The sequence below is a fragment of the Candidatus Binataceae bacterium genome (genome assembly GCA_035508495.1).
GTDB lineage: Bacteria > Desulfobacterota > Binatia > Binatales > Binataceae > JASHPB01.
Window position 1 is genome coordinate 16,544 of record DATJMX010000036.1, and the last position, 16,364, is coordinate 32,907.

Consider the following 16,364-nt stretch of genomic DNA (forward strand, 5'->3'; position numbering starts at 1 on the left):
GGCGACATGGATCACGGAACCGGTACCGGCGCCACTTGACGCGGCGCTGTCCGAGATGGATTCGACTGCGTTCGCGTTTGCTCACTTCGCTCACCATGACGCAAGAAGCCGCTCGCTTCGCTCAGGGATGAGACGGTTGCCCGCCGCACCATGGCCGACAGCTTCTGTTGGTCAGGATGCGGCCGGGCTGGTCAATTTCAATTTCAGTCTGAAATTCAGTTTCCGAAACTATACGCGCCGCCTTTCTCTAGCGCTTTCTTGTAGGCGGGGCGCTCGTGGAGGCGCTTTGTCCACGCGTCCAAATTTGGATACGACGCGCGGACGCCGAAGGCGCCTGCTACTTCGCCGACGAAGCTCATCTCGATGTCGGCGCCGGTCAGGCTGTCGCCGACCAGGAACTGCTTGCCCGCGAGCGACTTGTCGATGTAACCGAGATGGTTTGCGATCTCGCTCTCGATTCGCGGCCTGAGCGGCGCGCCGGCATCGCCGAGGCGCGAGACGTAGAGATTCAGCATGAGAGGCAGCATCGCGGAGCCTTCCGAATAGTGCAGCCACTGCTGATATTCGTCGTACGCGGGAGTGTTCGCCGCGGGCTGCAGGCGGCCGCCGCCGTGATGGCGAATGATGTAATCGACGATCGCGCCCGACTCGATAATCGTGCGGCCGTTGTCGGTGATCACCGGCGATTTGCCGAGCGGATGAATCTGCTTGAGCTCCGGCGGCGCGAGCCGCGTCTCCGCGTCGCGTGCGTACTTCTTGATTTCGTAGGGCACGCCGAGTTCTTCGAGCAGCCAGAGGATTCGCTGCGAGCGTGAATCATTCAGATGATGAACCGTGATCATGGGGTCTCTCCTTCGGTCGAACTGATCAACATAGGATCGTTGCTGTCGCGGCGAAGCACAAGAACCAATGTTGGCCGTGACTAGAGCATCGCGTTCAGCACGTGCTGGCCGAGTGCGAGTGCGCCATGCATCCTCGCGGGCTGATCGGCGTTCAGGTACGCATGCCCCATCATCGCCTTGATGTCCTGGTAGCGGCGCTGGAGCGGATTGTCTAGAAAGATCGCGCGTCCGCTGCTCGATTCGAAGAGCTGATCGATCGCATGCGATGCGAGCTGCGCCGAACGGCACGCGTTGTACCTGACTGCGGCGCGCCGCACGAGCGGCACATTCTCCTCGCGCCCCACCGCATCGATCATCACGTCGAGATCGTGGCGCATCACGAGGAACCCCGCGTCGATCACATACGCCGCTTCGCTCAGCATCTTCTGGATGTATGGATCCTCGGCCGAGTTGCCGCCCATGCCGGCTTTGCGCGTTTTGCTCGCCTCCGTCCATAGCTCGAGAAATCCGCGCGATGCGCCGAGCACGGCGGCGACGAGCGCGTAGTTGAAAATGATCGCGAATGGCATGCGGTAGAGCGGCGCGGGGTTAACTTTCCATCCCGGCAGCTCGCGTGCGAGCGTGTAATCCCAATGCGATTGCGTGCGATGCTCCGGCACGAACGCATCGTCGACGACGATATCCTTGCTGCCGGTGCCGCAGAGGCCGGCGACGTGCCAGTTGTCGTCGATCTTGTAGTCGCGCCGCGGAATCATGAACGACTTGAGATCGGGAACCTGCGCGCCTTCGATTTCGACGCCGCCCGCGATCGCGCCCAGGTTCACCCATTGACAGTGATCGCATCCGCTCGAGAACGACCATCTGCCGCGAAGCTTGTAGCCGCCGCTGACTTTCTCGGCCTTGCCGGTGGGCGCGTATGACGACGAGTGCATGACGGTGGGATCGGTGCCCCACACTTCGCGCTGAGTCTCGTCGGGAAAAAGCGCGAGCTGCCACGGATGCACACCGATAATGCCGGCGACCCATCCTGCGGCGCCATCTGCGCGAGCGACTTCCGCGATCGCGGCGAAGAAGTCAGCAGGATTTGCTTCGAGCCCGCCCCATCGCGACGGCTGAAGACCGCGCAGCAGCTTCGCATCGAGCAGCGCCCGCCATGTCGCGTCGGGCATCCGCCGCAGCCGCGTTCCTTCGTTCGAATTTTCGCGAAGCATCGGCGCGAGGCCGGCAGCCAGTTCGATTAGGGATTTGTTCATTGATTAAACCGCCCGATGAAATGACGCGCGAAAGCTTTGCACAGATCGGCGTCGAAGCGTTAATAACAGCGCGAGGTGTGATGATGAGACTCAAAGACAGAGTTGCCGTGATAACAGGCTCCGGCTCGGGTATCGGCGAGGCCACGGCCAAGCGGCTCGCGGCCGAGGGCGCCGCGATTGTCGTCGTCGATCTCAACGAGGAAGGCGCGACGCGCGTCGCCGGCGAGATTCGCGCGGCGGGCGGAACGGCCGAGTCGCTGCGCGCGAACATCGGCAATCCCGCGGACACCGAAGGCATGATCAAGTTTGCGACTGAGAAGTTCGGCCAGCTCGACATCCTGCACAACAACGCGATCCGCCTCTACACCGGCAAGCTCAGCGAGATGACGCTCGAGCAATGGCGCAAGAGCGTCGAGGTCGGTTTGACCGCATACTTTTACGCAACGCGATGCGCGCTCGAGGTGATGATTCCGCGGCGCAAGGGCGTGATCATCAACACCGGCTCGGTGTCAGGTATCGCGGCGGACTATGGCCTCGGCGCATACAACGCGATCAAGGCGGGCGTGATCAACCTGACGCGCGCGACCGCGATCGAAAACGCGCGCAAGGGCATCCGCTGCAACGCGGTGTGTCCCGGCGCGATCGCAACGCCGCCGATCATCAAGGTGCGGCAGGCGAATCCGAAGCTGGCGCAGGCGACCGAGCAGGCAATCCCGATGGGTCGCTACGGCGAGCCGGTCGAAATCGCGAACGTGGTCCTGTTCCTTGCATCGGATGAGTCTTCATACGTAAATGGCACAACGATCGTGGCTGACGGCGGTCTGCTCGCAGGCACCGGAATCCCCAGCGTCGCAGGCGTCGGGCCGGACTAAGGTGAAATCAATGGAGTTCGAACGCGCAAAACTCGACATCGAAGGCAACCTCGCGTTGCTCACGCTCAACCATCCTGAAGTGATGAACGCCGTGTCGGCCGAGATGCTGACCGGGCTCTCAAAGGCGCTCGACGAAGTTGAGAATCCGAAAAACGGCGTGCGATGCCTCTTGATGACGGGCGCGGGACGCGGCTTCTGTGCCGGCGCGAATCTGCAACCAACCTCCGGCGGCCCGAGTGGCTCGCGCGATGCGGGCTCGGTTCTGGAAACGCAATACCATCCGTTCCTGCGGCGGCTGCGCGAACTGCCGATCCCGTTCATCACCGCGGTCAACGGCGCGGCGGCCGGCGTCGGCATGAGCTTCGCGCTGATGGGCGATCTCGTGATCTGTGGGCGCTCATCGTACTTTTTGCAGGCCTTCCGGCGCATCGGGCTCGTGCCCGACGGCGGCTCGACCTACATCCTGCCGCGGCTTATCGGCAAGGCCCGCGCGATGGAGCTCTCGATACTCGCGGAGCGGCTGCCCGCGGAGAAGGCGCTCGAATGGGGCCTCGTGACGCGCGTCGTCGAGGACGCTGACCTGATCCCGAAGGCCAAAGAGCTCGCGCTCGAGATGGCGAATGGCCCGACCGTCGCGCTGGGCCTCATTCGGAAACTCTATTGGCAGAGTGTAGATAATACCTACGAAGAGCAGCTAAACTTGGAGCGCCAGATGCAGCGCAAGGCGGGCTCGACCGCCGACTTCGCCGAAGGCGTGCGCGCTTTCCTCGAAAAGCGTCCGGCCAAATTCAAGGGCGAATGACGCCTGCAAAGTTGTGACGATGGCTTCGACCGATCGCGATCTTCGGGTAATGACGCTGAACGTCTATTTCGGGACCGACCTGGAGCGCGCGTACAACTCGAAAGATCTGATGGAACTCGTCACCGCGCTCGGCGAGACGTGGAAGGAAGTCGTGGCCAGCGACTTCCCGGGCCGCGCCGCGCGCATCGCTCATGCCGTCGCAACAGCGAAACCGGATATCCTGGCGCTCCAGGAAGCGGCGCGCTGGTCAAGCGGGATGCCGGGCGAGATGCGCGTCGAGTACGATTTTCTCGAGCTGATCCTCGCGGCTCTGCATCGAGGGGGGACGCCGTACATTCCCGTCGCGATACGCAAGGATCTCGATCAGATGGCGCCGATGGACCCGAGCGGCACATTCGCGCGGATCGAGGATCGCCACGCGGTACTTATGCGCGCGGAGTCAGCCGGTCGCCTCTACCCGTACGACATTACCGGCGGAGACTTCACCACCAATTTTCAAACCACAAGCCCGGTGACCGGGACCTTGACCTCGCCGCGAAGCTGGATCGCGGTGGACTGGAATCTCGCCGGTAAAAAATTTCGTCTCATCGAATGCCACGTCGAATCGCTCGACCATGATGTTCAACTGGCGCAGACCCGTGAGCTGATCGCAGGCCCCGCCTCGACCACTGTTATGCCGTTAATCTTCGTCGGCGATCTGAACTCCAACGCCAATCGCGATCCCAAAATCGAGGACTATAGCGACGCCTATCCGGCAATGATCGAGGCGGGGTTCAATGACGCGTGGGCGTCACTCAATCCTGACGACCTTGGCAATACTTGTTGCCACGCGCGCGATTTGCGTAACGCCGTCTCGACTTTGAATCGGCGAATAGACGTCGTCCTAACGCGCGGCGAGATCACGCCGATTTCCGCCGAGCTGGTCCTTAACGATCCTTCGGTGCGCACCTCGTCCGGCGTGTGGCCGACCGATCACTCGGGCATCATTGCGAAGCTCAGAATCGACTGAGCCGGCGGAAAAATCAGTCTGGGAATCGCACCTTTACCGACGGTGTGTCGGCAATCGCCTGGCAGGCGAGGATCCAGCGCTGCGCCAGATCGTTCTTGTCCAGCACCTGGTTGCGGCGCAGGTGAACTTCGCCGGCCTCCAGCGTGCACATGCAGGTCGCGCAGGCGCCTTGCCGGCATGAATAAGGGGCCCTGAGCCCGGCTCGCAGCATCGCATCGAGGAGCGGCTCGTTCGCACCGCACGTGAGATCGTGATGCTGACCGTCGAGCTCCACCTCGAGACGAATCTCGCCCTGCCCTTCTTCGATAGTGACAGGCGCCGCATCTTCTTCGTCCGGCAGCGATACGTAGCGCTCGATATGAACCTGCGCGGATGGAACTTCGAGACTCCGCAGCGCCTCAGCCGTGGCACTCATGAAAGCCTCGGGACCGCAGATGAAGATCTCAGCGGTTGCCCAGGGACGCGACAGCTCCGCGAGCTGTGCTGTCGTCGGCAGGCCCTGCACCGAGTCGAGCCAATGAACGATTTGCAGCCGCGCCGGATGCGCGCGCGCGAGGGCATTGAGCTCATCGCGAAAGATCACCGAATTCTCATCGCGATTGGCGTAAACGAAGAAGAGCCGGCCAGATCCCGCGACCAATACCGACTTGATAATCGAAAATACTGGCGTGATACCGCTGCCGCCCGCGAACATCAGGAAGTCGCCGTCGAGCGAGCGCAGGGTGAAGTGACCCGCCGGAGCTTTAACCTCGATCGTGTCGCCGGCCTTGACGTTGTCGCAGATCCAGTTTGAGATGCGGCCGTCCTTCACGCGCTTTACGGTTACGCGCAGAGGCTCGTCGATTAGCGGAGAGCTCGCAAGCGAATAGCATCGCAGCAAATGCCTGCCGCCGATGGGGATTCGAACGGTCAGGAATTGTCCGCAACGATAACCAAACTCGCGGGCGAGCTCGGATGGGATTCCGAAAACGAGCGACTTCGAGTCCGCTGTCTCCGCAATGACTTCGCGCACCTGTAGCGCGTGAAACTCTGACTCCACGAAACCGCCGTATCAGTATGCGTTGGTGATCCGCAACTGCGCCCCGTTGACGAATCGCGATTCATCGGAAATCAAATAGAGCACCAGGTTCGCCACGTCGCTGGTGAGACAAAATCGCGAGGTCGGATCGGCATCGTAGCTGACAGTCAGGGGATCGGGATCGCCGAGCAGCGGCAGCGTCATCGGCGTCAGCACGCCGTCGGGATGAATCGAGTTGCAACGGATGCGATAGCCGGCGCTTCGGCAATGCACCGCAACACTGCGGGTCAGCGAGGTCACGGAGCCCTTTGAGGCGCTGTACGCGACCGCGAACGGCAGCCCATCGACCGCGACTGACGACATGTTAACGATCGAACCGCCGTCGGTTGATTTCATCGCCGCGACCGCGTGCTTGCAGCCGAGAAAGAATCCGTCGGCATTGATGCGATGCAGTTTCTGCCACTGCTCGAGCGTCGCGTCTTCGATCGATCCCATTTCGAGCACGCCCGCATTGTTGACCAGGCCGTCGATTCGGCCGAATCGATCGCGCGCCGCCGCCATGACTCGCTGCCAGTCGTCGTTCCGCGTGACGTCGTGGCGCACAAATATTGCGGCGTCGCCAATCTCATGCGCGACGGCGTGACCGCCTTCTTCGTTGAGATCGGTGATAACGACGCGCGCGCCTTCGCGGGCGAGCACAAAGGCGTCTTCCTTGCCCATCCCGCTGGCGCCGCCGGTCACGATCACAATTTTTCCTTGCACTCGTCCCATAACTCTCTCGACGATCAGGCGGTCGCCTCCGCGCGGCGTGTTTGACTCGCCAGGTTCACCGTGGCGGATCGACCGACGCGGCGACCCGACCAGATACAATCCGCGAGCGCGAGGCCGCTGACATAGTTGTTCGACGCGACACCGACCGCGGCGCGGCCTGCGGCATAAAGCCCTGCGATCGCGCTGCCATCCGCGCGTTTCACATTGCCCGTCGCTTCATCGACAACGAGGCCGCCGAGCGTGATCGCGGCGCACGGAAACACCTGTTTGTCCACGGAGATATCGAGCGCGCAGAGCGGCATCGCGTCGAGCGCTGCGAGGAGATCGCGCGACTTACCGAGCGGATCTGCGCCGTTTGCGGCAGCGCGATTGTAACTCTCCCAGCTCGCGCGCAGCGCCACGGGATCGGCTCTCATGCGACGCGCGAGGTCGTCGATCGAACGTCCGCGCTTCGCGCCCGCAAAGGTCAGCATGATAGCCGGCACACTCTGAAATCCCCACAGGCCGCCGAAGAGCGCTTCTCGCACAGCGTCGCGGCGAATCGTGGAATCGATCACTAGCCAGGCGTTGCCGTCATGATGCTCGCACATCTCGAGGCCGAGCCTGGCGCCGTAAACTTCCTCGTTGCAGAAGCGCCGCCCCGTCGTATCGACGATCATGCCGCGCGCCCACGCCAAAGGCGGATTGATGAATCGCCAGGCCGAAACGCGTTCCAGCCGCGCGCATTCACCGCCGACGGATTGGCCGAGGCGAATACCGCTGCCGTCGCATCCTGAAGTGCCAAGCCGGAAGTTGCGCAGATACTTGGGCGCATGCCGCTTCAACATCTCGCGATTGTAGATAAAGCCTCCCGTGCTGAGCACCACGCCGCGTCGCGCGTGGACGCGAATCGGCCGCGCCGCGGCAAGTTCAACCGCCAGTGCGCGACGGCGAAACATGTCGGAAATCCCCGCCGACGCATACGACGTTCGCTCGACCCATCGATTCAGGCGCTGATGCTGGCGCGCTGCGCGGCTCCCTTGCGGCAAATGCCACAGTTCGACACCAATGACTGCGCCATCGCTATCGACGATCAGTCGCCGCGCCGTGGTCTCGGTCATCACGCGCGCGCCAGACGCACCGACGCTTTTGCGCAGTGCGCCAAACAGATTCGCGCCCGAAAGTCCCGAGCCTTTGACGCGATGCCCTCGCGGCGCCGGCGGCGCGCTCCCGGCATATTCCTTCACCGCTTCGTTGCCCGAAAAATAAAGGTAGTAGCCATCCGCTGGATATGATGTTTTGTGCAGCGGAACCGTGGAGTCGAACTCGACGCCCTGGGCCTCGAGCCACTCGAGCATCTCGACGCTGTGATCGCAGAAATCACGCAGCGTATCTGCGCTGACAGCGTCGCCGACTTCCTTGCTCAGGTAGTCGAACATCGCTGCTGGGGTGTCGTTGTAGCCGGCCGTCTTCTGATGACGGGTGCCACCGCCGCAATAAACAACGCCGCCGCTCTTGGCGCTCGCGCCGCCGCCGTCGAAACGATCGGTGACGATCACGTCGGCGCCGGCATGAGCCCCTTCGATCGCAGCAGCCGCGCCGGCGGCGCCGAATCCGACCACGAGCAGATCGCATTCGTCGTCCCACCTGGACGCGCCGTCGCGATCGACGCGGGTCGGCGCGTAGATTGGAGTCGCTCCAGCTCCGCTGCCGAACATCGCCGTGTCAGATTCGTGGCTCGCCGTGGCTGCTTCCTCACTCGATAACGATTGAAGAAAATTCGGTGGGTGAGCCGAGCGCCATTCGTCCGGACGGCGGCTGGCTGCCGTCGATATCCTTGACGCCGTAGCGCTCGGCGAGCTCGGCTGAATAGAACGTCTGGCCCGTGAGCTCCATGCGCTTCGGGTCGTTGTAAATCGCATCGATGATGCGTCCGCCGAACTCAGCCGATTCCGCGATCGCGAGCATCGGCCCGTATTTCGACTTGTTCTCGTCGATCATCAAAACTTTTTCGGTCTTCACGAGGCCCAGCCAAACCGAGATCACCGCCACATCGAAGGGCTTGAAGTCATGGGCCATGTCGTGTGACATCTTGTCAACTCCGGCCTTGGCGGCGCCGTAGGCAGGACCGTGGACGTAGGCTTTGGCGCCCGGCGACGACGAGTTGAAGATAAGCCCGCCCTGCTTCGCGAGCATCGGCGCGGCGAACCAGGTCGTCGTGTAGTACGAGCGCAGTCCGACATCGAGCAGGCGGGTGAACCCGAGCGGCTTTTTCCAGAACGGCCCGCTCTCCGTGAGGCCGTCAGGAATCGCCGTCGCGTTGTTGACGAGGATATCGAGCCGGCCTGATTCCTTCTCGATTCTTTCGACCAGCGAGCGCGTCTGATCGTCGCTGCTGTGGTCGCATACGACCGCGACACCTTTGCCCCCGCGCTTTGTAACTTCTTCTGCGGTCGCGAAGACCGTCCCGCCGAATGGGTTGTCGCCTTTCTTCGCGCTGCGGCCAGTCACGTAGACCGTCGCGCCAGCGGCACCCAGGGCGATCGCGATCCCCTTGCCGACGCCGATACTGGCGCCGGTCACCAGACACACCCGATCCTTGAGCATCGTCAGACTCCTGCCAGATGATGGGCCGCGATATAACCGAAAGTCATCGCCGGACCAAGGGTCGAGCCCGCGCCGGGGTAGCTCGGACCCATCACAGCGGCGGAGGTATTGCCGGTCGCATAAAGCCCGGGAATCGGCTGACCGTCCTCGCGCAACACGCGCGCGTACTCGTCAGTGAGCAGGCCGCCCTTGGTGCCGATGTCGCCGGCGTCGATTCGCATCGCGTAGAACGGTGGCTTCGCAATCGGCGCAAGGCATGGATTGGGCTTCACGTTCAGGTCACCGTAGTAGCGATCGAAGGTGTTCGAACCTTTGCCGAACTCCTTGTCATCGCCGGTTCGCGCGTATTCGTTCATTTTGTCGATCGTGGCGAGCAGGCCCTCGTTATCAACTTCGATCTCCTTTGCGAGATCGTCGAGCGAATCCGACCGATAAAAAACGCTGCCGACCCAGCTCGATGGCAGCGACTTGTCGGGCCGCGCCATGCCGGGCAGCAACGGCCCGCAAGGATACTTGCGGCGGAACTCGGCATCGAAGATGAGCCACGCCGGAAGGTTCGCGCCGCTCTTTTCGTTGTCGGCGTACATCGCATACACGATGTCGCTGTAGGGCGCGGCTTCATCGACGAAGCGCCGGCCGTTGCGATTGACCATCACGCATCCGGGCAGCGCGCGCTCGACGAACAAGGCGCGGCGCTTTTCGCGGCCGTGGATAAAAACCGTTGGCGCCCACCATGCGTGATCCATCAGATCGACTTTGGCGCCGACGCTCTGGCCCGCGCGGATCGCGTCGCCGGTGTTCGCCTCGGGCGTCACTGTCCACTCGGCGCGTGTCGGCTTCGGCAGGTATTGCTCGCGCATCGACTGGTTGTGCTCGAAGCCGCCTGCGGCGAGAATCACGCCGCGCCGCGCCCCGATTCGAATCGTCTTGCCGTTCTGATTCGCGACGACGCCAACGATGCCGCGGCTGTCGGTCACAAGTGACTCCAGCGGCGTGTTGAGCCACAGCGGGATGTTGCGATCGATCATCGAGCGGCGCAGCGAACCGATTAGCGCGCTGCCGAGCGTCATTCGTCGATCGCGCTTGTTGCGAAACCGCCACGGGATATCGAGCCAGTAGCTCGCCATGCGCTTCATGAAGAGCGCGATCCATCCCGATTCCTTTGTTAACAGGGTGTGAGCTTCGCCCGCCGTCATCGCAACGCGGCCCGCGATTAACGTGCCGGGCTGCGGCGGGCGCATCGCTTTGAAATCATCGCCGAGCTGACCCGCATCGCACGGCAGCGGATCGAGCGTCCGGTATCCCGGCTTGCTGCCCTTCAATTGCGGGTAGTAGTCCGAGTAGTGCGACATCGTGCGATACTTGAGATGCGTCTTGTCCTCGATATAGCGCAGCATCCGCGGCGCCTGCTCGAGGTATGCGAGGATTCGCTCTTCGGCAACCATGCCGCGCGTCGCCTGCCGCAGATATGTGAGCGCCTCGTCAACGCTATCCTTCCCGCCCGCGGCTTCGAGGAGATGATTGCACGGCACCCATACGCCGCCGCCTGAGATCGCCGTCGTACCGCCGTACTGATCGCTCTTTTCGATCAGCACGGTAGATTGCCCGAGATCGTGCGCGCAGATTGCCGAGGTCATGCCGCCCGCGCCCGAACCGACGACGACTACGTCGAATTCGTGATCCCATCGCGCGTCGGGATTCGCGGGTCTCGTGCCGCCGCTCATATAAAGAAGTCCGTGTTGCCGAGGCCGAGCAGCACGCCGCCGTAGTTGCGCCCGAACTTGTCGGCGTTGTTCGCGTAATGCATCCGCGCCGCGTGGATATCGACGAAGAACCGGCCGACGGGATTGTCGGTGTAGATTCCCTGCCCGCCGCAGGCATGAAAGATCGGATCGATCAGCTCTGCGCAGCGGCCCGCCACATCGGCCGATTGATAGCGGTAATGGATACGATCATTAACGTCGAGCGCTTCGCCGCGACTCAGTCTATCCATCATCGCGTCGAAGTTGCGATGGAGCGCGAGCTTCATTTCGTCGATCGCGACTGCCGCTTCCGCGGCGGCACGTGCCGCCGAAGGATCGTCGGCAGGCTTGCTGCCGTCGTTGTTGCTGACCCGCGTCGTCGCGTAGCTGCGGAACGTATTGAGCGCGCCCTCAAGCGCGCCTATCGACGCGGTTGATACGGCACGGACGAATACCTGGCCGAACGGCAGTTTGTAGAGCGGCGCTTGATTAACGCTGAGGCCGGGACTTGTGCCCATGAAACCGTCGAGCGCGCGATGCGTTCGATACTCAGGCACGAATGCATCCTTGACCAGGACTTCCTTGCTGCCGGTGCCCTTGAGGCCGACCGTGTGCCAGTTATCGTTGATCTCGAAGTCGGCGCGCGGCACGAGGAACGTCCTGTAATCCGGCATGCCGTTGTCCGACGGTACTAATCCGCCGAGAAACACCCAGTCAGCATGATCCACACCGCTTGAGAAACCCCAGCGGCCTTTGAAGTTGAAGCCGCCATCGACGCGCTCGACCTGGCCCTTGGGCATGTAGGTCGATGCGATCAGCACCGAGCTGTCTCGCCCCCAGACGTCCTCTTGAGCACGCTCGTCGAACAACCCCAACTGCCAGTTATGCACCCCCACGACGCCATACACCCATCCGCTCGACATGCATCCTTCAGACAACGTCATCTGGATATCGAAGAAGACGTTGGGATCGAGCTCGTAACCGCCGTAGCGCTTGGGCTGCATCACGCGGAAGAGCCCGGCCTCTTTGAAGTTCGCCATCGTCTCGGCAGGAATCGAGCGCTGCGCTTCGGCGCGCGAAGCGCGCTCCGCGAGTCGAGGCACGAACTCGCGCGCGCGAGCTAATAGAGTTGCGGCGAGAGCGCCGCTTTGCGCGGCGTCATTCGTTTCGCGCGACAGGTGTGTGGCCATTCCGCCGCCTCACAGCTTGTAGGATCCGGACCGAGGCGATGCTCGCATCCGCGCACCGACAGCGGAATCGTCTGAAAAGACTATGATTCGATCAGCCGAGCCATACGACGCTGCCGAGCAGCATCCGCACCAGCGTCGTCTGCCGCGTGATTCCGATTTTCGAGAAGATCGCCCGCAGATGCGCACGCGCGGTGTTCTTGCTGATATCGAGGCTCTCGGCCGCCTCCTCCAGCGTGAGGCCGTTGGCTAGCTCGAGCGCAAGCGCGGCCTCGGCCGGAGTGAGATCGAAGAGCCGCCGCACCGTCTCGCGCGAGGCTTCCGATCTGCGTTCCGCATCGCGAATCAAAATCGCAACGGACGGACGATGCTTGCCCTCGGTCCATCCCGTCGGCGGCACGCTACGGATCACGACACCGAGCTTGCCGCGACCCGCCTTGCGCGTAATCGCGATCGCCTCTGCCACGGCCGGCTTTCCCGATTCGCGATTGAGCGCCTGCTTCACCAGGCGCTGCAGCTCGCGATTTTCCGCTGGCAAACCGGCATGAAGCGCACCGCCAACGATGCGCAGGCCGTCGCCTTCGCGCAGCATCTCGTCGGCAACCGGATTGCTCTTCACGATCACGCCGGTCTCGTCCAGAAGGACCATCCCGACCAGCATCCGATCGACCGTGCCGGCGTAGAGACGGCGCTCGGAATCAATTTGCTCGAGCTGCGAATGCAGATGCACCGCGCGCTTCAGATGCGGCATCACCACGGCGCAGAGCGCCTTGTCGCTCGGCGAGAAAGGCCGCTCGCGATGCGATCTTGCGACGCGAAAGCGGCATTCGAGGCCGTCGTCAGTGCGGATGTCGAAGCCGAGCGCATGAAAAATGTCGAGCGGCTTTAGAAACTGCTTGTAGAATTCGCTATCGCGCCACTGGTGGTCGCCGATCAGCTCCTCGACGGTGACGACGCGATCGGGAGGCAGGTCAACGAACGGATCGAGCGCGTAATAATACTTGTTGTATTCGTCCTGGCGCGTGACGGGGCGATCGCCAGCGGCATTGACCATCAGTGCCTCGCGCTCGGCCGACGGTGGACGAAGCATCAATGTTACATAGCTGGCACGCAGATGCGTGCGCATCAGATCGAGCGCGGTCTTCCAGGGCACCGGCTCCAGCGGCCCCTGGTAGATCGCGGAAACCAGCTCGCTGAAATCGGCCAGCGACAGCGGCACGCCGCGATACGGGTCGGCGCCGTTGCGCCGCGGATGAGCAGCCTTGCGCACATCATTGATGTACGCCAAGGCGCCGCGGACTGCGATACGCGAAGATCAGTCCTCGAATACGTGCCGCAGGTTCGGCGATTCCTTGAGATTGATGTTCATCTCGACGACCTGGCGCTTGCGCAGCTCCTCGGGCACCGCAGCCGCGTCGGTGTAGAACTGCTTGTACCAGTCGCGAAGCTGGTAGATCGGCCCATCGCCCTCGCACAGAAGAGGATTATCGATGCGCACCTTGTTATCCCAGATCGCGACATCCTGGTAGAAGCCCTGCTGGATGCCCTTGATGTACGCGTCAGCCATCTGCTTCGCGGCGTCCTCGGGCATTCCCTTGATCTTGCGCACCATCATCCCGAAGCGCAGGTCGAACGAGCGCAGCGTGATCGGCACGTGGCAGTTGAGCAGGATCGAATCGACCGGGAACCCGCCCACCTCGCCCTTCATCTCGGTGATCTGATACGCGGGGCCGAAATACGTCGCGCAGGTGGCGAGGCTGCCCTGGCTGCCCGGCGAGCCGCTGCCGATCATGATCTGCGTCGCTTTGTGACCCTGGAAAATGTTGGCGAAGTAATCGACCGGCGCGCCATGCACGACCGGGAAGTGCGCCATGTCCGAAACGTTGTCGATAAGCTCGCGGCAGTTGGTGTTGATCGTCCACTTCTCGATCACCCAGTCGGTCCACTCCTCCGAATCGCACGCCACGAGATGAGGGATGTCGAGCTCAGGCGTCGGCGCCGTGCCCTCGGGATCGTTCCATACAAAGAGTAGGTTATTTTGCTCAGATGTCGGCCACGATTTGACCCGCGCCTTGGGCGGGATGCGCTTGCTGTACGGGATATTGTTGCACTTACCGTCGGCGCCCCAGCTCCAGTTGTGGAACGGACACAGCACGCTGTCGCCGCGCACCTCGCCATGGCTGAGATCGGCGCCCATGTGCGGGCAGTAGCTGTCGAGGATGTGCACCTTGCCGCTCTCGCCCCGGAACGCGACGAGGCGCGTGCCGAATGCGTTGAGCGTGTGCGGCTTGCCGTCTTTGTATTCGCTCGCGAGGCCCAGGCAATGCCATCCGCGCGCGTAGCGATTTTCGATCGGCGATGCTTCGATTTGATGTGAAACCGCCATTAGCACCCTCCGCCCTTTTCGAGGCCGAGAGCATGGTCGCAATGAGTTCGCCTCGGCGGCATCGTCCTTTCGGACGATGGAGCGGTTGATCACGTCCGCCTCATTGCGGGATTGTGAAGCTCTCAGGAGGTCTCTTCTTATGGCGATTACCGGAGGCTGCGCCTGCGGCGCGGTCCGTTACGAATGCGCGGCCGATCCGATGATGGCGGCAAACTGCTACTGCACCGATTGCCGGCATTCGACCGGCACCGCGATGGCATCGGTGATGCTCGTGCCGAAGGCCGCGCTCAAAATCACCGGCACGCTCAAGCAATACGCAGTTAAGGGCGACAGCGGCGCCGAAGTGAGCCGCGGCTTCTGCCCCAATTGCGGCTCGCCGATCCTGTCGCTCATCGGCGCGATGCCCGAGTTCGTCGCGCTCAAGGCCGGCAGTCTCGACGATCAGTCGCAGTTCAAGCCGATGGTGCAGGTGTACATGCAAAGCGCGCCGCACTGGGCGCCGGTGCGAGACGATCTGCCGAAGTTCGACAAGCAGCCCGGCTGAGCGCGGCTCGCGCGCGGATAGTTCGACGGTTGAAATTTCGCCGCGTACGCGCTATCGCAATGGTTCAACCAATATTGAATTGAGTTGAGGGCGCTCATGGAACAGGCCGAACTCCTCGTTGATGAAAAAAATCGCTACCGCCTCGAGACTCCGGGCCATGACGGATGGCAGCGCACGGCGCGCCCCGGCGATCCCAATAGGTACCTGATGATCTCCGCCGACTGCCACGCCAACGAGCCCGGCAGCCTCTGGAAGCAGCGCCTCGACGCGAAGTATCGCGACAGGCTGCCGCACGTCGAGACCGACGCCAACGGCGAGAAATGGTTCGTCGCCGAAGGCCTCGGGCGCTCGCGGGTGCGCGCGCGCATGATCGCCGACGTGCCGCGCGAGAACAGCGAAGATCGCTTGCGCGGCAACGCCGGCGCCGATCCCGAGCAACGCATCAAGGATCAGCTCCGCGACGGTATCGACGCCGAGATCATCTTCCCCAACAAGGGGCTGATGATGTTCGCGACCAAGGATCCCGGCTTCGGCATGGCGCAGTGCAAGGTCTGGAACGATTTCGCGTGGGAGATGTACGGCAAATATAACGATTTCATGTCGCCCGCTGCCGCGATCATGACAGCCGACGTCGAGCTCGCGATCGAAGAAATCAAGCGCGTCGCGAAGATGGGTTTCCGCTTCCTCACCCTGCCCTGCAAGCCGATTTTCGGCGGCCACGATTCACGCGACACGAACTACAACCTCCACGATTACGATCCGATGTGGGCGGCGATCGTCGAATGCAATCTGCCGATTACGTTTCACGTCTCGACCGGGCGCGACCCGCGCGTCGCGCGCAAGGAAGGCGGCGCCGTCATCAACTACGTCTCGCATTCGCTCTCGCCGACGATCGAGCCGGTCGCGAGCCTGTGCGGCTCGGGCGTTATCGAGCGTTTTCCGACGCTGCGCTTCGCCGCGATCGAAAGCGGAATCGGATGGGTCGCGTGGGCGCTGGATGCGATGGACGAGGCCTATCGCAAGCATCACCTGTGGGCTTATCCGCGGCTGAAGCAACTGCCAAGCGAATATTTCCGCAGCAACGGCGCGGCGAGCTTCCAGGAAGATCGCGCCGGACTCGAGCTCGCCGAAAAATGGAACCTGGTCGATAATTTCATGTGGGCCAACGACTATCCGCATGCCGAAGGCACCTGGCCGCATTCCGCCGAAGCGATCGAGCGCCAGATGGGCCATCTTAGCGACGATTCGCGCGCGAAGATCCTCGGCCTCAATGCCGCCAGGATGTTCAACTTCGATGTTGACTTGTTGTTGAAGCGGCGCGAAAGCGCGAGCGTCTGAACGCACTGCACGCG

The 16,364-nt window shown here is 62.5% G+C and carries 15 protein-coding genes; 5 read left to right on the forward strand and 10 right to left on the reverse strand.

Going from position 1 to position 16,364, the window contains the following annotated elements; translation table 11 throughout:
* Nucleotides 1–215: 215 nt before the first annotated feature.
* A complete protein-coding gene (locus tag VMA09_12040) occupies nt 216–842 on the reverse strand; it encodes a glutathione S-transferase (protein HUA34329.1) in 627 nt (208 codons plus the stop codon).
* Between the two features lie 80 nt (nt 843–922).
* Nucleotides 923–2,095, reverse strand: coding sequence for a hypothetical protein (locus VMA09_12045; protein ID HUA34330.1), 1,173 nt, complete (start codon nt 2,093–2,095; stop codon nt 923–925).
* Nucleotides 2,096–2,178: 83 nt separating this feature from the next.
* On the opposite strand from VMA09_12045, the gene VMA09_12050 reads away from it, so the two are divergent.
* The 3 genes from VMA09_12050 to VMA09_12060 are packed head-to-tail and all read left to right on the forward strand — an operon-like array spanning nt 2,179 to nt 4,778.
* Nucleotides 2,179–2,967 carry an SDR family NAD(P)-dependent oxidoreductase gene (locus tag VMA09_12050; GenBank protein ID HUA34331.1) on the forward strand — a complete coding sequence of 263 codons (789 nt, stop codon included), beginning with the start codon at nt 2,179–2,181 and terminating at the stop codon, nt 2,965–2,967.
* 10 nt (nt 2,968–2,977) lie between these two features.
* Nucleotides 2,978–3,769 (forward strand): enoyl-CoA hydratase/isomerase, encoded by a 792-nt coding sequence (locus VMA09_12055; GenBank protein ID HUA34332.1) that lies wholly within the window; start codon nt 2,978–2,980, stop codon nt 3,767–3,769.
* 19 nt (nt 3,770–3,788) lie between these two features.
* Nucleotides 3,789–4,778 (forward strand): endonuclease/exonuclease/phosphatase family protein, encoded by a 990-nt coding sequence (locus VMA09_12060; GenBank protein HUA34333.1) that lies wholly within the window; start codon nt 3,789–3,791, stop codon nt 4,776–4,778.
* 13 nt (nt 4,779–4,791) lie between these two features.
* On the opposite strand, the gene VMA09_12065 is transcribed toward VMA09_12060, so the two are convergent.
* The 8 genes from VMA09_12065 to VMA09_12100 all read right to left on the reverse strand — a co-directional run bounded on the left by VMA09_12065 (nt 4,792) and on the right by VMA09_12100 (nt 14,468).
* Nucleotides 4,792–5,817 (reverse strand): ferredoxin--NADP reductase, encoded by a 1,026-nt coding sequence (locus VMA09_12065; GenBank protein ID HUA34334.1) that lies wholly within the window; start codon nt 5,815–5,817, stop codon nt 4,792–4,794.
* Nucleotides 5,818–5,829: 12 nt separating this feature from the next.
* Nucleotides 5,830–6,567: an SDR family oxidoreductase gene (locus VMA09_12070; GenBank protein HUA34335.1), complete on the reverse strand. Its 738-nt coding sequence runs from the start codon at nt 6,565–6,567 to the stop codon at nt 5,830–5,832.
* Nucleotides 6,568–6,581: 14 nt separating this feature from the next.
* Nucleotides 6,582–8,264, reverse strand: coding sequence for an FAD-binding protein (locus VMA09_12075; GenBank protein ID HUA34336.1), 1,683 nt, complete (start codon nt 8,262–8,264; stop codon nt 6,582–6,584).
* Between the two features lie 37 nt (nt 8,265–8,301).
* On the reverse strand, nt 8,302–9,153 hold the full coding sequence (locus tag VMA09_12080; GenBank protein ID HUA34337.1) for an SDR family NAD(P)-dependent oxidoreductase: 852 nt from the start codon (nt 9,151–9,153) through the stop codon (nt 8,302–8,304).
* A 2-nt stretch (nt 9,154–9,155) separates the two neighbouring features.
* The gene (locus VMA09_12085; GenBank protein ID HUA34338.1) at nt 9,156–10,877 is read right to left on the reverse strand and encodes an FAD-dependent oxidoreductase; all 1,722 of its coding nucleotides are present in this window, start codon (nt 10,875–10,877) and stop codon (nt 9,156–9,158) included.
* A complete protein-coding gene (locus VMA09_12090) occupies nt 10,874–12,085 on the reverse strand; it encodes a flavin-dependent monooxygenase (GenBank protein HUA34339.1) in 1,212 nt (403 codons plus the stop codon). The genes VMA09_12085 and VMA09_12090 overlap by 4 nt, the downstream gene beginning before the upstream one ends.
* A gap of 91 nt (nt 12,086–12,176) precedes the next feature.
* Nucleotides 12,177–13,370 carry a LuxR C-terminal-related transcriptional regulator gene (locus VMA09_12095; GenBank protein ID HUA34340.1) on the reverse strand — a complete coding sequence of 398 codons (1,194 nt, stop codon included), beginning with the start codon at nt 13,368–13,370 and terminating at the stop codon, nt 12,177–12,179.
* A gap of 27 nt (nt 13,371–13,397) precedes the next feature.
* Nucleotides 13,398–14,468: a Rieske 2Fe-2S domain-containing protein gene (locus tag VMA09_12100; GenBank protein ID HUA34341.1), complete on the reverse strand. Its 1,071-nt coding sequence runs from the start codon at nt 14,466–14,468 to the stop codon at nt 13,398–13,400.
* 139 nt (nt 14,469–14,607) lie between these two features.
* Here VMA09_12100 and VMA09_12105 point away from each other — a divergent pair, with 139 nt between their 5' ends.
* Together VMA09_12105 and VMA09_12110 are read left to right on the forward strand one after the other, a co-directional pair.
* Nucleotides 14,608–15,012: a GFA family protein gene (locus tag VMA09_12105; protein HUA34342.1), complete on the forward strand. Its 405-nt coding sequence runs from the start codon at nt 14,608–14,610 to the stop codon at nt 15,010–15,012.
* A gap of 96 nt (nt 15,013–15,108) precedes the next feature.
* On the forward strand, nt 15,109–16,350 hold the full coding sequence (locus VMA09_12110; GenBank protein ID HUA34343.1) for an amidohydrolase family protein: 1,242 nt from the start codon (nt 15,109–15,111) through the stop codon (nt 16,348–16,350).
* Nucleotides 16,351–16,364: the final 14 nt, after the last annotated feature.

Bases quoted from the DNA above. Each gene is read 5' to 3' on its own strand.
- VMA09_12045 (HUA34330.1), bottom strand. From the start codon at position 2,095: ATGAACAAATCCCTAATCGAACTGGCTGCCGGCCTCGCGCCGATGCTT.
- VMA09_12060 (HUA34333.1), top strand. From the start codon at position 3,789: ATGGCTTCGACCGATCGCGATCTTCGGGTAATGACGCTGAACGTCTAT.
- VMA09_12085 (HUA34338.1), bottom strand. From the start codon at position 10,877: ATGAGCGGCGGCACGAGACCCGCGAATCCCGACGCGCGATGGGATCAC.
- VMA09_12100 (HUA34341.1), bottom strand. From the start codon at position 14,468: ATGGCGGTTTCACATCAAATCGAAGCATCGCCGATCGAAAATCGCTAC.
- VMA09_12110 (HUA34343.1), top strand. From the start codon at position 15,109: ATGGAACAGGCCGAACTCCTCGTTGATGAAAAAAATCGCTACCGCCTC.
- VMA09_12090 (HUA34339.1), bottom strand. From the start codon at position 12,085: ATGGCCACACACCTGTCGCGCGAAACGAATGACGCCGCGCAAAGCGGC.
- VMA09_12055 (HUA34332.1), top strand. From the start codon at position 2,978: ATGGAGTTCGAACGCGCAAAACTCGACATCGAAGGCAACCTCGCGTTG.
- VMA09_12105 (HUA34342.1), top strand. From the start codon at position 14,608: ATGGCGATTACCGGAGGCTGCGCCTGCGGCGCGGTCCGTTACGAATGC.
- VMA09_12075 (HUA34336.1), bottom strand. From the start codon at position 8,264: ATGTTCGGCAGCGGAGCTGGAGCGACTCCAATCTACGCGCCGACCCGC.
- VMA09_12050 (HUA34331.1), top strand. From the start codon at position 2,179: ATGAGACTCAAAGACAGAGTTGCCGTGATAACAGGCTCCGGCTCGGGT.
- VMA09_12070 (HUA34335.1), bottom strand. From the start codon at position 6,567: ATGGGACGAGTGCAAGGAAAAATTGTGATCGTGACCGGCGGCGCCAGC.
- VMA09_12080 (HUA34337.1), bottom strand. From the start codon at position 9,153: ATGCTCAAGGATCGGGTGTGTCTGGTGACCGGCGCCAGTATCGGCGTC.
- VMA09_12040 (HUA34329.1), bottom strand. From the start codon at position 842: ATGATCACGGTTCATCATCTGAATGATTCACGCTCGCAGCGAATCCTC.